This is a genomic window from Novosphingobium organovorum (assembly GCF_022832435.1).
GTDB lineage: Bacteria > Pseudomonadota > Alphaproteobacteria > Sphingomonadales > Sphingomonadaceae > Novosphingobium > Novosphingobium organovorum.
The window spans coordinates 1-15,430 of the sequence record NZ_JALHLF010000092.1 but is presented as its reverse complement, the minus strand read 5'-3'; the positions used below and the strand labels follow the sequence as shown (position 1 = coordinate 15,430).

Here is a 15,430-nt window from a genome sequence, read left to right as displayed (position 1 = left end):
CCGCCGCATCGCCGAGGGGGCCTGCGGGCAGGCGCGAGAGCATGGCCACTTGGTGGCCGAGCGCGGCGAGCCCCGCAGCCACGTTCGCTTCCGCGCCGCCCACGCACAGCTCGAGGCGTTCGCTCTGGACGAACAGGCGCGCGTCGGGGGTGGAGAGGCGCAGCAGGATCTCGCCAAAGGTGACGACGGGGCCGCAGGTTCGCTCGGTCATGGTCAGGATCGCTCGTTCGAAAGAGGGAAAGGGGCGGGCACCGGGCCTAGCGGGCCTACCGGGCCTGGCCCGGAGCCCAGGGGAATTGCTGCGCCTCGTACCAGTCGAGCGAATGGGCCGGAGCGGCGCTTCCCGCAGGCAGGGGGAGGTGGTTGAGCGACATCCAGTAGGCGAGGCTGGCATCGCGCCACCACTGGGCCTCGCGGTGCTGGATGGCGAGGAAGGTCGCGGTTTTCTGCCAGCGCTCGGGATCGACCAGCGGGCGGGCTTCGTCCCACTCGGCCTGCATCGCGGCGACGCTCGCCACGCCCTGGTCGTAATGCGCGACGAGCGCGTGCCACAGCGTCTCGCCCGAGTTCATCTTCCAGTCCCAGGGCAGGTGGTGGAACCAGAGCAGCTCGCTTTCGGGCGTGGTGCGCGGGTCGGCGAGGCGCCTGGCGACTTCGGGGCTGTATTGCGCGATGGCGTTGCTGCCGGTGCGGGTGCGGTCGAAACCGATTCCGCTGGCGTCGGCGCGGTGGTAATAGACCGGGTTCCACTCGGGCCGGGCGAGGTCCTTGATCCACGGACCCGGACCGTAATGGTGGCCGGTGCCCATGAGATGCGCAAGGCCGAGCGGGCCGGTGTAATCGACGACGGCCTCGCGCGATTGCATCATCATCTTCACCGCGATGTCGGCCAGGCGCGGGTCGGGGCCGAAAGTCTGCTGCGCCCATTCGCGCGCGATCGCCTCGGGCGAAAGGTCGGGGTCCCAGGCCAGCCGCCCGAAGGCATACCAGTTGGCCTGGTTGAAGGTGGAGCCGCTCCAGTCGCGGTCGCGCCCGATGTTGGCGACGCCCGCCATGCCGCTCAGCGCGTGATGGTCGAGCGTGCCGTCGATCACTTTGGCAACGGTCGATCCCTTGCCTCTGGCGTAAGTGTCGGCCTCGAGCACTTCGCTGAACAGCGGGCCGAGGTAGGCAAGGTGCGTGGCGAAGCCCAGGTATTCCTTGGTGATCTGCAATTCCAGCATGATCGGCGTTCGGGGCATCGCGCCGAACAAGGGGTGGAACGGTTCGCGCGGCTGGAAGTCGATCGCGCCGTTCTTGACCTGGACCAGCACGTTGTCAGCAAATTTGCCGTCGAGCGGGTGGAACTCGGTATAGGCCTGCTTGGCGCGGTCGTCGGGGTCGCTCTCGGCGTAGACGAAGGCGCGCCACATCACGATCCCGCCGTGCGGCTTGAGCGCCGCGGCGAGCATGTTGGCGCCCTCGGCATGGCTGCGGTGGTAGTCGCGCGGGCCGGGCTGGCCTTCGCTGTTGGCCTTGACCAGGAAGCCGCCGAAATCGGGAATGGCGCGGTAGATCTCGTCCGCCTTGGCCTTCCACCAGGCCGCGACTGCGGGATCGAGCGGGTCGGCGGTCTTGAGCCCGCCCAGTTCGATCGGCGCGGAAAAGCGCGCGGAAAGATAGACCTTGATGCCCCAGGGGCGGAACACGTCGGCGAGCGCGGCGGCTTTGGCGATGTAGCGCGGGGTCAGGCTGTCGGGCTTGGCGTTGACGTTGTTGAGCACCACGCCGTTGATGCCGAGCGAGGCGTCGGCGCGCGCGTAGTCGGTGTAGCGCGGGTCCTTGTAGTCGGGCAGTTCCCACCAGTTCCACAGCGAGGCTCCAGCGTAGCCGCGCTCGACCGAACCGTCGAGATTGTCCCAGTGATCGAGCACGCGCACCGCGACCTTGGGCGCGGATTGCAGCGCGATGGTCGTCAGGTCGGCGCCGGTGCGGGCGGCGCGAATCAGCGCAAAGGCGCCGTAGAGCACGCCCGTCTCGGTGTTGCCCGAAACCAGGATGACCGCGCGTCCGGCCACCGTTGCGCGGCGCACGACATACCCCTCGCGGCCGAGCGCAGCACCGGGCAGCTTGAGCGCGGCGAGTTCGGGGCGCAGGTTCGTTGCGAGCAGGATCGGGAGCGGCGCGGTGGCGAGGTCGCGGTGCAGTTCGCCTGCCGCGATGTCGAGCGTTGCACCGGTTCCGAGCGTGGCGATGTCGAGGTTGGCCGCCGGGTCGTTCGCGGGGGGAAGCCATAGCTCGTAGCCATCGTTTGCGCGCGCCGCTTCTGATAGCGTCATCATCGAGCTGCCGATCAGGGCTAGGCCTGCAACAGCTCTAAATACCTGCTGTTTCATAATCCTCTCCAAATTCCGACCGGCATTGACAAGCGGTCCTTTTGTATCGCATGAGAGCGCTATCACATAAGACGAACCGCAAAGCAATTGGCTTTGCTCGGCGAATAAAATTGGGAAATAGGGCCCTTGGGTCCGGGAGGGGAGAGATGATCTTTCTGTATTGGCGCGCCGGAACCGTAACAGGTGGAAATCGCGCATGATTACCCGCCGCGAATCGCTTCGTCTGGGGGCGGGCGTCTCCCTTCTTGCCCTGTTGCCCGGAGCCGCGCGCGCCGCGGTTGCCGCCAGCGCGCGCTACAAGGACCCGCGCGCGCCGATCGACCTGCGCGTGCGCGACCTGATGGCCCGCATGACGCTCGACGAGAAGGTCGCGCAGCTCATCACGCTGTCGACCCGCAAGCGCGAGGTGATGGACGCCGATCTCGCGTTCGATCCCGCGCTCGCCAGCCGCAACCATCCCGATGGCATCGGCCAGATCGCGCGCCCGTCCGATCGGGGCGGGGCGGCCACCGCGAGCAACACCGGCACCGACGTCACCGGGCGCTGGCGCACCCCGGCGAACACCATCGCCTTCGTCAACGCGGCGCAGGACTGGGCGCGCAACCACACCCGGCTGGGCATCCCGATCCTGTTCCACGAGGAAGCGCTGCACGGCTACATGGCGCCTGAAGCGACCAGCTTCCCGCAGGCCATCGCGCAGGCCGGTGCGTTCGATCCCGACATGGTGCGCCGCGCCAACGCGGTCAGCGCGCGCGAGGTGCGTGCCCACGGTGCCGCGCTCGCGCTGTCCCCGGTGGTCGACATCGCGCGCGATCCGCGCTGGGGGCGGATCGAGGAAACCTTCGGCGAGGACCCGTACCTGTGCGGCGAGATGGGCGTGGCCGCGGTGCTCGGCCTGCAGGGCGAAGGGCGCGAACCCGGTGCGAACCAGGTCATCGCGACGCTCAAGCACATGGCCGGGCACGGCCAGCCCGAGGCGGGCGACAACGTCGCGCCCGCGCATCTTGGGCGGCGCGAGCTGCGCGCTTCGTTCTTCCCGCCTTTCCGCGAAGTGGTGCGGCGCACCGGGATCGGCGCGGTGATGCCCTCCTACAACGAGATCGACGGCGTACCGAGCCACGCCAACCGCTGGTTGCTGCACGACGTGCTGCGCGGCGAATGGGGTTTCGACGGTGCGATCGTGAGCGACTACGCGGCGATCGGCGAACTGGCGAGCTTCCACCACCTTGCCCCCGACATCGAAGGCGCGGCGCGGCTGGCGCTGCGCGCCGGGGTCGATTGCGACCTGCCCGATGGCGAAGCCTACGGCTCGCTCGCCGATCAGGTGCGCAAGGGTCTGGTCCCGCTGGCCGAAGTCGATGCGGCGTGCCGCCACATGCTCGCGCTCAAGTTCCGCGCCGGGCTGTTCGAGGCCGGACCGATCGATGCGGCGGCCTCGGCCCGCCTGACCGGCAACGCCGAGGCGCGCGCCCTCGCGCTCGATGCGGCGCGCAAGGCGATCTGCCTGCTCAAGAACGCTGGCGACGTGCTGCCGCTTACCCCCGGTGCGCACCGCAAGGTGGCGGTGGTCGGCCCCAACGCCGCGATCGCGCGGCTGGGCGGCTATTCGTCCGAACCGCGTGCCTGCGTCACCCTGCTCGACGGCGTGCGGGCGCGGCTCGCAGGCAAGGCCGAAGTGGTCTTCGCGCAGGGCGTCCACATCACCCGCAGCGAGGATCGTTCGGCAAACGACGTCGAACTGGCCGATCCGGCCGCCAACCGCGCGCTGATCGCCGAGGCGGTAGAGACGGTGAAGGATTGCGACGTGGTGATCCTGGCCATCGGCGACACCGAGCAGACCAGCCGCGAAGGCTATGCCCGCAACCATCTGGGCGACCGTACCTCGCTCGACCTCGTGGGCGAGCAGAACGCGCTGTTCGAAGCGATGAAGGCGAGCGGCAAGCCCGTCGTCGTCATGGCCATCAACGGGCGCCCGCCGTCCTGGCCGACCGTGGCCGAGCAGGCCGACGCCATTCTCGAATGCTGGTATCTGGGCCAGGAAGGCGGCACGGCGATGGCCGAGGCGCTGTTCGGGGACATCAACCCCGGCGCCAAGCTGCCGGTCACCGTGGTTCACGATGTCGGGCAGGTGCCCTACTTCTACAACCACAAGCCGTCGTCGCGCCGGGGCTACCTGTTCACCGACGACAAGCCGCTGTGGCCCTTCGGTTTCGGCCTGAGCTACACGACCTTTGCGATCGCGCCTCCGCGCCTTTCGGCCGCCCGGATCGGCCCGGCGGGCACGGTCTCCGTTTCGGTCGATGTCACCAACACCGGCGCGCGCACCGGTGACGAGGTGGTTCAGCTCTACGTCCACGACCAGGCCTCGAGCGTGACCCGTCCGGTCCTTTCGCTGCGCGGCTTCCAGCGCGTCACACTCAAGCCTGGCGAGACGCGCACGCTTACCTTCACGCTCGGTCCCGACGATTTCAGCCTCTGGAACGAGGCGATGGAGGAAGTCGTCGAGCCGGGTCTGTTCGATATCGGCGTGGGCGCCAGCAGCGCCGCACTCCAGACCGTCACTCTCGAAATCGCCTGAGGTTCCCATGCCCAAGATTGTCAGCGCCAAAGTCATCGTCACCTGCCCCGGCCGCAACTTCGTTACGCTCAAGATTACCTGCGATGACGGCACCACCGGGGTTGGCGATGCCACCCTCAACGGTCGCGAACTGGCCGTCGCCAGTTACCTTGCCGATCATGTCGTGCCCTGCCTGATCGGGCGCGACGCGCACCGTATCGAGGATATCTGGCAGTATCTCTACAAGGGGGCCTACTGGCGCCGTGGCCCGGTCACGATGACCGCGATCGCGGCGGTCGACATGGCGCTGTGGGACATCAAGGGCAAGCTTGCGGGGCTGCCGGTCTACCAGCTGCTCGGCGGGGCGAGCCGCGAAGGCGTGATGGTCTATGGCCACGCCAACGGCACTTCGATCGAGGACACGGTCAACGTCGCGCTCGAATACCAGGCGCAGGGCTACAAGGCGATCCGCCTGCAGTGCGGCGTGCCGGGCATGGCCTCGACCTACGGCGTGTCCAAGGACAAGTATTTCTATGAGCCCGCCGACGCGGATCTGCCGACCGAGAACGTGTGGAGCACGTCCAAGTACCTGCGCGTGGTGCCCGAGCTGTTCAAGGCCGCGCGCGAGGCGCTGGGTTGGGACGTCCACCTGCTGCACGACATCCACCACCGCCTGACCCCGATCGAGGCCGGGCGGCTGGGTTCGGATCTGGAAGCCTATCGTCCGTTCTGGCTCGAGGATGCGACCCCGGCGGAAAATCAGGAGGCGTTCCGCCTGATCCGTCAGCACACCACGGCGCCCCTCGCGGTGGGCGAGATCTTCAATTCGATCTGGGACGCCAAGGACCTGATCGAGAACCAGCTGATCGATTATATCCGTGCCACCGTGGTCCACGCGGGCGGGATCACGCACTTGCGCCGCATTGCGGCTCTGGCCGATCTCTATCAGGTCCGCACCGGCTGCCACGGCGCGACCGACCTGTCGCCGGTGTGCATGGCCGCCGCGCTCCACTTCGATCTTTCGGTGCCCAACTTCGGCATTCAGGAATACATGCGCCACACGCCCGAGACCGACGCCGTGTTCCCGCACGCCTATACTTTCGCCGATGGCATGATGCACCCCGGCGATGCGCCGGGCCTGGGCGTCGACATCGACGAGGACCTTGCCGCGCAATACGAATACAAGCGTGCCTTCCTGCCGGTGAACCGGCTTGAAGACGGCACCCTGCACAGCTGGTAAGCGGGGTGAGCGTGTCCTCCTTGCCCCCGGCGTCCGCCACGGTGGAAGCCGCCGCCGGCCCTGCGATCCGTTCCGGGCCATCCAAGCCCCACGGGCGGCTGCGCTGGATCGTGTGCGCGCTGATCTTCGCGGCCGTGGTGCTCAGCTACGTCGACCGGCTCGTGCTGCCCACGCTCAAGCCCGACTTGCAGGCCCGCTATGGCTGGAGCGAGAGCGGCTACGCCAGTCTCGCGATCTGGTTTCAGGCCGGTTACGGTGTGGCCTATGTCTTCTTCGGCCGGTTGATCGACCGGCTGGGGGCCCGGCTGGGCTACGCCGCCGCGGTCGCGTTGTGGACCCTCGGGCACATGGCGCACGCACTGTTCACCAGCACCGGGGGCATGCTGATCGCGCGCATTCCGCTCGCGATCGGTGAGGCGGGGACTTTCCCTGCCGCCATCGCGGCCACCAACGCCTGGTTCCCCAAGCGCGAGCGCGCCTTCGCGATCGGCCTGTTCAACGCCGGTTCGAACGTCGGCGCGCTGCTCACCCCGCTGATCGTGCCGGTGATCGCGCTGACGCTGGGCTGGCGCTGGGCTTTCATCCTGACCGGTCTGCTCACCGTGTTCTGGCTCGTCGCCTGGCTCGGCTTCTACCGCGCCCCGCGCGAAAAGAAGAGCATCACGCCCGAGGAACTGGCCTGGATCGAGGCCGATCCGGTCGAGCCGGTGCGCTCGGTCAGCTGGCGCGAGGTGCTCTCGCATCGCCAGACCTGGGCCTACATGGCGAGCCGTTTTCTGATCGATCCGGTGTGGTGGACCTTCATTTTCTGGCTGCCCGATTTCTTCAACCGCCAGTTTCACGTCAAGATGCTCGATTTCGGGCCGCCGCTGATCGCGGTCTACCTGATGGCCGACGTCGGCTCGATCGCCGGGGGCTGGATGTCCTCGCGGCTGCTCGGGCGGGGGTGGTCACTCAACCGGTCGCGCAAGTCGGCGATGCTGCTCGCGGCGTGCTGCGCGGTGCCGATCGCCTTTGCGCCGCACGCGCCGGGGTTGTGGAGCGCGGTGGTGCTGGTGGGCCTGGCCTGCGCCGGACACCAGGGCTTCTCGGCCAACGTCTATGCCTTGCCGGGCGACACGCTGCCGCGCTGGATGAGCGGTACGGTGGTGGGGCTGGGCGGGCTCAGCGGGGCGCTTGGCGGGATGCTCATGGCGCGCTTTGCGGGCGTCATTCTTGAAACGGTGGGCAGTTACGAGCCCATCTTCCTGGTTGCCTCGTGCGCCTATTTCCTCGCGCTGGCGGTGCTTCACATCATCCTGCCGCGCTATCAGGTTGCCGCCGTCAAAGGCGATGGAGACTAAAGCCATGCCTCGCCCCCTCGACCTCCATCCCGATCGCCTGTTCCCGGCCGATCCGGGTACGCGCGCGATTGCCCGTGCGCTCTACGCCGGGGTGCGCGCCCTGCCGATCGTCAGCCCGCACGGGCACACTGATCCGGCCTGGTTCGCGACCAACGCGCCGTTCAGCGACCCTGCCTCGCTGCTCATCATTCCCGACCACTACGTGCTGCGCATGCTCTATTCGCAGGGCGTACCGCTTGGCGCGCTGGGCGTTCGCAGCCGCGACGGCAGTGCGGTGGAGAGCGATCCGCGCGCGGTCTGGCGCCTGTTCGCCAGCCACTACCACCTGTTTCGCGGCACGCCCTCGCGCATGTGGTTCGACTGGGTGCTGGGCGAGGCCTTCGGGATCACTGTCCAGCTCGACGCCGAGACCGCCGACCATTGCTACGAGGTGATCGACGCCGCGCTCAAGACCGAGGCGTTCCGCCCGCGCGCGCTGTTCGAACGCTTCGGGATCGAAGTCATCGCGACCACCGAAAGCCCGCTCGACAGTCTTGAGCATCACGCCGCGATCCGCGCCAGCGGCTGGTCGGGCCGGGTGGTCACCGCCTATCGCCCCGACCCGGTGGTCGATCCCGAAACCCCAGGCTTTGCCGAGAACGTCGCGCGCTTTGCCGCGAGTGCGGGCGAGGATGCGACGCGCTACGCGGGCTACCTTGCCGCGCATCGTTTCCACCGTGCGCGTTTTCGCGCGGCGGGCGCGACCTCGACCGACCACGGCCACCCGACCGCGCGCACCGCGGACCTGTCGAGCGAGGACTGCGAGGCGCTCTACCGCCGCGTCCTGGCCGGGGCGAGCGCTGAGGACGCGGAACTCTTCCGCGCACAGATCCTGACCGAGATGGCCACGATGAGCATCGAGGACGGCATGGTCATGCAGCTTCACCCTGGCGTTCACCGCAGCCACAACCGCGCGCTGCTCGAACGCTTCGGGCGCGACAAGGGCGGGGACATTCCGGTCTCGTGCGAATACGTCGCGGCGCTGGGGGCGCTGCTCGACCGGCACGGCAACAATCCCGATCTGACGCTCATCCTCTTCACGCTCGACGAGGATGTCTATTCGCGCGAACTCGCCCCGCTCGCCGGGCACTATCCCGCGCTGAGGCTGGGGCCGCCGTGGTGGTTCCACGATTCGCCCGAAGGCATGCGCCGCTTTCGCGAACGCACGACCGAGACTGCGGGCTTCTACAACACCGTGGGCTTCAACGACGATACCCGCGCCTTCCTGTCGATCCCCGCGCGCCACGACGTGGCGCGGCGCATGGACTGCACCTGGCTGGCGCAGCTCGTTGCCGAGCACCGGCTGGGCGAGGAGGAGGCGCATGACCTCGCGCGCGCGCTCGCCTACGATCTGGCCAAGGCGGCCTACCGGCTGTGAGCGGGGGAGAGGCGGGCATGGCGCCGATCGCGATCGACCGGTTGAGCGCGGCGGCGCTCGGCCGGCTGGAAGGCATCGCGTGGCTTCCGGCCTACGCGCGTGCGGCGGTGCGCGGCGGCGTGGTCCACTTCGGGATCGGCGCCTTCCACCGCGCGCACCAGGCGCTGGTATTCGAGGCGATGCTGGCGGCGGGCGATCCGCGCTGGGGCGTGACCGGCGTCTCGCTGCGCTCGGCCGGGGTGCGCGACCAGCTGGCGGCGCAGGACGGGCTTTACACCGTGCTCGTGCGCGAGGGCGCTGCACAGGCCATGCAGGTGGTGGGCGCGGTGCGTTCGGTGCTGGTCGCGCCGGAGGACCCCGAGGCGGTCGTCGCCGCACTGGCTGCGCCCGATACCTTCCTGGTTACGCTGACGGTGACCGAGAAGGGCTATTGCCTCGATCGGGCGAGCGGCACGCTCGACACCGCGCATCGCGACGTGGCGGCCGATCTCGCCTCGCTTGAGCGGCCGCGCACGGCGGCGGGTTTCCTCGTTGCGGGTCTGGCGCGGCGCAAGCGTCTTGGCCTGGGGCCGCTGACGCTGCTGTCGTGCGACAACCTGCCGCACAACGGCGCGCTGCTGGCGCGCTCGGTGCTGGCGATGGCCCGCGCGCACGATGCCGAACTGGCCGCCTGGATCGCGGAAAATTGCCGTTTTCCCGCGAGCATGGTCGACCGCATCGTGCCCGCGACGACGCCTGAGGACATCGCCGATCTTGCCGTGACAACGGGCCTTGAAGACCGTGCGATGGTCAAGACCGAACCTTTCCTGCAATGGGTGATCGAGGATTCCTTCGTCGGCGAAAGCCCGGCCTTTCCGGTCCCCGGCGTGATCCTGACGCGCGATGTCGCACCGTGGGAAGCGGCCAAGCTGCGCCTGCTCAACGGCGCGCATTCGGCGATCGCGTATCTCGGCGGGCTGGCGGGCGATGCCTTCGTCCACGATTTCGTGGCGAGTCCGACCGGACGGCGCTATCTCGATCGGCTGTGGGATGAACTGGTGCCCACGCTCACGCTGCCCGAAGGCTTCGATCCGGGCACCTACCGCGCCCAGCTGATGGCGCGTTTCGCCAACAGCGCCCTGCAGCATCGCACGACCCAGATCGCGATGGATGGTTCGCAGAAGCTGCCCCAGCGCCTGCTCGCCCCGCTCGCCGAACGGGCACGGTGCGGCGCGGATTTTGTCGCCTGCGCGCTGGCCGTGGCGGGCTGGGTCCGCTGGCAGGCGGGGCGGAGCGATGCGGGTGAAGACTTTGCCATCGACGATCCGGCCGCCGCGGTGCTGGCCGGGGCACTGGCCGGAGCGTGCGATCCGCGAACGCGGGTCGAGGCGGCGCTCGGCGTGCTCGATTTCCGGCCCGATGCGGCGGTGTGCGCCGTCATCGCAGGACACCTCGAGGCGCTCGAACGTGGCGGCGTTCGGGCCACGCTCGACGAATTCGTGGGAGAGCCGACATGACCCCAACCACCCCCCTTCGCCGCTTTTCCCCTAAGCGCCTTGCCCTTGCCGGTGTGGTCAGCGCCGCGCTGTGGCTGGCCTGTCCCGCCTTCGCCGATGCCCCCCGGCTCGAGCGCAAGGGCGACAGCCAGCAGCTCGTCGTCGCGGGCAAGCCCATGCTGATGATCGGCGGCGAACTGAGCAATTCGGCCTCGTCGAGCGCGGACTACATGGCGCCGCACTGGAAGCGGCTGCACGACATGAACCTCAACACCGTGCTCACTCCGGTGTCCTGGCAGCTGATCGAGCCGACCGAAGGGCATTTCGACTGGTCTTCGGTCGATTCGCAGATCAAGGCGGCGCGCGCCAACGATCTGAAGCTGGTGATCCTGTGGTTCGGCGCGTGGAAGAATTCCATGTCGACTTACGTGCCTTCGTGGGTGAAGCGCGACCAGGCGCGCTTTCCGCTCGCACAGCGGCCCAACGGGCGCAGCGCCGAGATCCTCTCGACCTTCGGGCAAGCCACCGCCACGGCCGACCAGCGCGCGTTTGCCGCGCTGATGGACCACCTCAAGGCCATCGATGGCCAGGCCAACACGGTGGTCATGGTCCAGGTCGAGAACGAGATCGGCATGTTGCCCGTTGCGCGCGACTACAACGCGCCCGCCAACGCCGCCTACGCCCGGCCGGTGCCCAAGGCGCTGATCGATTACCTCGTCGCGCACAAGGACACGCTGGTGCCCGGCATGAAGCGCCTGTGGGTGGACAACGGCGCGCGTACTTCGGGCAGCTGGGACGCGGTGTTCGGCGGGGGTGACGGCGCCGCGGAGGTCTTTGCGGCGTGGCATTATGCGCGCTTCGCCGATGGCCTCGCCGCAGCGGGCAAGGCGCGTTACCCGATCCCGATGTACGTCAACGTGGCGCTCAACCGGCCGGGGCGCGTTCCGGGCGAGTACCCGAGCGGTGGCCCTTTGCCGCACCTGATCGACGTGTGGAAGGCGGGGGCGCCCAAACTCGATTTCCTCGCGCCCGACATCTATTTCGACAACTTCGTCCAGATCGTGAACACCTACAAGCGTCCCGACAACGTGCTGTTCATTCCCGAGGCGCACAACGCGGACAATCCCGTTGTTCCGGCCAACGCGTTCTACGCCTTCGGCCAGCTCGACGCGATCGGCTTCGGGCCGTTCTCGATCGATTCGATCGACGAGCAGCCGGGGGCGATCAAGGATGCCTATGGCGTCCTGCGCCAGCTTTCACCCTACATCCTCGACGCGCAGGGCAGCGACCGGATGGCGGGCTTCAAGCCGCGCCAGGCCTATGACGGTTCGCTCGACTACGCGCCCGAGACGCGCGCCATCGGTTCGTACCGCTTCACGGTGTCCTATGCCGACATCCAGCGGCCCGAGATGAGCGCGGACACTGCGGGGTATGGCGGGCTGATCGTCCAGGTGGGTCCCGAGGAGTACCTGATCGCCGGGCAGGGGATCACCGTGACCTTCGCGCCGCTCGCCAAGGACAAGGCTCTGGCCGGGATCGACACTGCGTTCGAGGGGCATTTCGACGCGCAAGGGACCTGGGTCGCGGGGCGCCTGCTCAACGGCGACCAGACCCACCAGGGCCGTCACATCCGTCTCGATGCGGGCAAGTGGCAGATCCAGCGTGTCCGCCTTTACGCGTATAGCTGACCCTAAATATCCGAATTTAAAGTAGTTTTCGCGTTTCGCGCAGTCTGCGTCGGTTCGAGCATTGACCTTTTCGAGAACCTGCAATATAGCTGCAAATGATAGCGCTATCAGCTAAGCGGCTGAAATAGCGAACGTACATTGGGAGGGATAACGGAAATGAAGGCATTTCGTCTATCAAATCGCGCGCTTTTGCTCAGCGCAACGGCGTTTCAGGCGGTCATCGCGATGCCCGCTGCGGCGCAGGACGCCACTCCGGCGCCGTCCGCGTCGGCCGCTCAGGGGAGCGCTACCGCCGATTCCCCGGATGATGGCGCGCTCTCGCAAGGTCAGGTCGAGGAAATCATCGTCACCGGCATCCGCGCCTCGCTCGACAGCGCGACCAACGCCAAGCGCAGCGAAGTGACCTTCGGCGATTCGATCTTTGCCGAAGACATCGGCAAGCTGCCCGCGACCAACATCGCCGAAACGCTCAACCGCATCCCCGGCGTGCGCCTCAACCGCGACATCACCGGTGAAGGCACGCAGGTTGCCATCCGCGGCCTGGGGCCGAGCTTCACCCGCGTGCTGGTCAACGGCTCGCCGGTCAACGTTGCCTCGGACGGTGGCACCAACGGTGGCAGCACCAATCGCGAAGTCGACCTCGACCTGTTCCCCTCCGAGCTGTTCACCCGGCTCGACGTCGTCAAGTCGCCGCTGCCCTCGCAAGTCGAAGGCGGCATCGCGGGCGTCGTCAACATGCGCAACGCGCGCCCGTTCGACAAGCCGGGCGCGCACCTCACCGTGGTCGGCCAGGGCCAGTACACCGACAGCAACGGCAAGTTCAGCCCGCGCGGCGCGATCGTGGCCAGCAAGACCTTCGGCGATACCTTCGGCATCCTCGTCGGCGTGGCCGGGGTGAAGGCCAAGACCCGCGTCGATGGCTGGGAATCGGTGGGCTGGACCGACGGCAACTACGCCTGCTCGACCACCAGTTCGTGCAACGCGACCGACGATGACGGCAACGGCTTCAGCTACGCCAGCGTCGCGCCGTCGAACCTGGGCCATGGCTACACGGCGGGCGACGCGCTCGACCTCACGCAGACCTCGGGGCTTACCGCGGATCAGCTGAGCCTTGCCAAGATCCCGCGCCTTGGGCGCAATTCGGTGCAGCAAGGCACCCGCTCGCGCTATTCGGGGCTGGTCTCGATGGAATGGCGCCCGAGCGACAAGCTGCACTTCGCGCTCGATGGCATGTACGCCTGGTCACAGCGCGACTTCACGCACTACACCATGAACTGGTACGTGCGTAACTCGGGTCCGGGGTCCTCCTATACCTCGACCGGGGGCATGGTGCCGTTCGATCTCACCGTCGACGATGACAACGTGGTGACCAGCGGCACCTTCGCCAATTCCTCGTTCTTCTCCGACGTCGACATCTTCAAGCAGACGACCAAGTTCTGGAACGTCACCCCCAGCATGACCTGGGACGTGGCGGACAAGCTGACCTTCACCGCGCAGGGCAACTTCTCGAAGAGCCACTTCTTCCGCGAACAGCCCAGCTTCATCATCCAGACCCCGGCGCAGTCGGGCATCTCGGTCGACTATTCGAACTCGGGCGGGGATTTCCCGACGATCACGCCGAGCGTGGACCTGGCCGACACCAGCCTGGGCTGGCAGTGGTACCGCCTCAACGTCCAGGCGGTGAAGCGCGAGACGACGACCAACGGTGGCCGCTTCGACATGAAGTACGGCGATGATACCTTCAGCGTGAAGTTCGGCGGTTCGTACGACTACGCGTTCCGCTCGATCAAGGCCTACGACGCCAGCGCGGCCTACCAGGCGGCGGTGTGCGGTTCGGACTGCGGCTATACCGGCACCGGGCTGATCCCCAACAGCGATCTGTCGCAGTACCTCACCACGCTCAACGTGTCCGACTTCGCGCACCTGTCGAGCACCAATCCGGGCTACACCAGCTTCACCATCGCCGACATCAAGAAGATCATGAAGGCGACCAACTACAAGTCCTACCTCAAGAACGCGCCCGAGGCGACCAGCTCGGTCACCGGCGGCGGCGTTGGCGATATCGGCGAAAAGGTGACCGCGGGCTTCCTCGAATTCAACGGCGACACCGATATTCTGGGCGGCGAATTCCGCGTGGTTGGCGGCGTGCGCTTCGCGCATACCGAGCAGATGGTGTCGGGCCCGATCACGGTCGGCTCCTCGACCGTTGAGCAGACCATCACGTCGAGCTACGACAACTGGCTGCCCTCGATCAACATGACCTGGGACGCGCTGCCCAACCTCAAGCTGCGCTTCTCGGCCTCGCGTTCGATGACCCGCGCCAATCCGGGCGACCTGCTGCCGGGGCTGACCTTCTCCGATCCGGCCGCGCAGAGCGCTTCGGCGGGTAACCCCGATCTCAAGCCCTACACCTCGGACAACATCGACTTCGGCGGTGAATACTACACCGGCGGTATCGGTTACGTGGGGCTCGCCTTCTTCCACAAGATGATCAACGGCTTCACGCTGACCCAGCAGACGACGGAGACCTTCTCGGATCTCGGCGTCGACTACGACAGCCTGACCGTGACCCAGCAGGCCGCGCTGACCGACCGTGCGGCCGCGACCGGCACGGCGGTGGCCGACCTGCCGATCTACGTCAACCAGCCGGTGAACCTGCAGTCGCTCCAGATCAACGGTCTGGAGGCAACCTGGGTGCAGCCGCTCGACTTCCTGGTCGACGGCCTGGGCTTCTCGGCCAACGTGACGCGCATCAAGCAGAGCTCGGACTCGGGGCTCTACGCGCCGGGCGTCGCGCCCTGGTCGTACAATCTCCAGGGCTTCTACGAAGGCCACGGTGTCTCGGTCAGCCTGAACTACGTCTGGACCGACCAGTTCGTGCTGATCAACGCACCGTACTACATCAACGACTGGGGGGTCTATCAGGACTCGCGCGGCCAGTTCGACCTTTCGGTCGGCTACGACCTGCCGGGCATGGACAACCGTGTCCACCTGACCCTCGACGCGCTCAACCTGACCAACGCCGCGATCCGCGCGACCAACGGGCAGGATGGCAACACCAACGCGACCTACAGCGTCTATTACCCCGGACGTCAGGTCCTGTTCGGCATCCGCGCCGACTTCTGAGCCGCCCAAGCGGGCCGCGCGCGACTGCCATCGCGCGCGGCCTGTACCCGTTCGCGCCCGACCAGAGGGGCGCGCGTGACTGTCCTGCCTGACCCGGAGAGATCCGCCATGCCCCCCCGCCGATCCGCCCTTACCGCAATGCTCCTGGCCGGGTCGCTGGCGCTGGGCGCCGGGGCCGCGCAGGCCAGGGGCACGGCGCCCGCGGCTTG

General features: G+C 67.6%; 9 protein-coding genes. 7 read left to right on the top strand and 2 right to left on the bottom strand.

The window, feature by feature from the left end; all coding sequences use genetic code 11:
- A partial coding sequence (locus MTR62_RS16745; RefSeq protein WP_244023048.1) for a PfkB family carbohydrate kinase occupies positions 1–211 on the bottom strand: 211 nt, incomplete at its 3' end.
- Positions 212–266: 55 nt separating this feature from the next.
- Positions 267–2,321 (bottom strand): alpha-glucuronidase family glycosyl hydrolase, encoded by a 2,055-nt coding sequence (locus MTR62_RS16740; RefSeq protein ID WP_244023046.1) that lies wholly within the window; start codon positions 2,319–2,321, stop codon positions 267–269.
- Between the two features lie 250 nt (positions 2,322–2,571).
- Here MTR62_RS16740 and MTR62_RS16735 point away from each other — a divergent pair, with 250 nt between their 5' ends.
- From MTR62_RS16735 to MTR62_RS16705, 7 genes are all read left to right on the top strand, one after another.
- Positions 2,572–4,953 (top strand): glycoside hydrolase family 3 N-terminal domain-containing protein, encoded by a 2,382-nt coding sequence (locus MTR62_RS16735; protein WP_244023044.1) that lies wholly within the window; start codon positions 2,572–2,574, stop codon positions 4,951–4,953.
- A 7-nt stretch (positions 4,954–4,960) separates the two neighbouring features.
- The gene (gene manD, locus MTR62_RS16730; protein WP_244023042.1) at positions 4,961–6,172 is read left to right on the top strand and encodes a D-mannonate dehydratase ManD; all 1,212 of its coding nucleotides are present in this window, start codon (positions 4,961–4,963) and stop codon (positions 6,170–6,172) included.
- 65 nt (positions 6,173–6,237) lie between these two features.
- Complete coding sequence (locus tag MTR62_RS16725) at positions 6,238–7,515, top strand: MFS transporter (RefSeq protein WP_244023052.1); 1,278 nt, start codon at positions 6,238–6,240, stop codon at positions 7,513–7,515.
- A 4-nt stretch (positions 7,516–7,519) separates the two neighbouring features.
- Entirely contained in the window at positions 7,520–8,932 is a 1,413-nt protein-coding gene (uxaC, locus tag MTR62_RS16720) for a glucuronate isomerase (RefSeq protein ID WP_244023040.1), read from the top strand.
- A gap of 32 nt (positions 8,933–8,964) precedes the next feature.
- The gene (locus MTR62_RS16715) at positions 8,965–10,428 is read left to right on the top strand and encodes a mannitol dehydrogenase family protein (protein ID WP_244023050.1); all 1,464 of its coding nucleotides are present in this window, start codon (positions 8,965–8,967) and stop codon (positions 10,426–10,428) included.
- Positions 10,425–12,095, top strand: a complete 1,671-nt coding sequence (locus MTR62_RS16710; protein ID WP_244023038.1) for a GH35 family beta-galactosidase — start codon at positions 10,425–10,427, stop codon at positions 12,093–12,095. Before MTR62_RS16715 ends, MTR62_RS16710 begins: the two co-directional genes overlap by 4 nt.
- 156 nt (positions 12,096–12,251) lie before the next feature.
- Positions 12,252–15,221 (top strand): TonB-dependent receptor, encoded by a 2,970-nt coding sequence (locus MTR62_RS16705; protein WP_244023036.1) that lies wholly within the window; start codon positions 12,252–12,254, stop codon positions 15,219–15,221.
- The last annotated feature ends 209 nt before the right edge of the window (positions 15,222–15,430 follow it).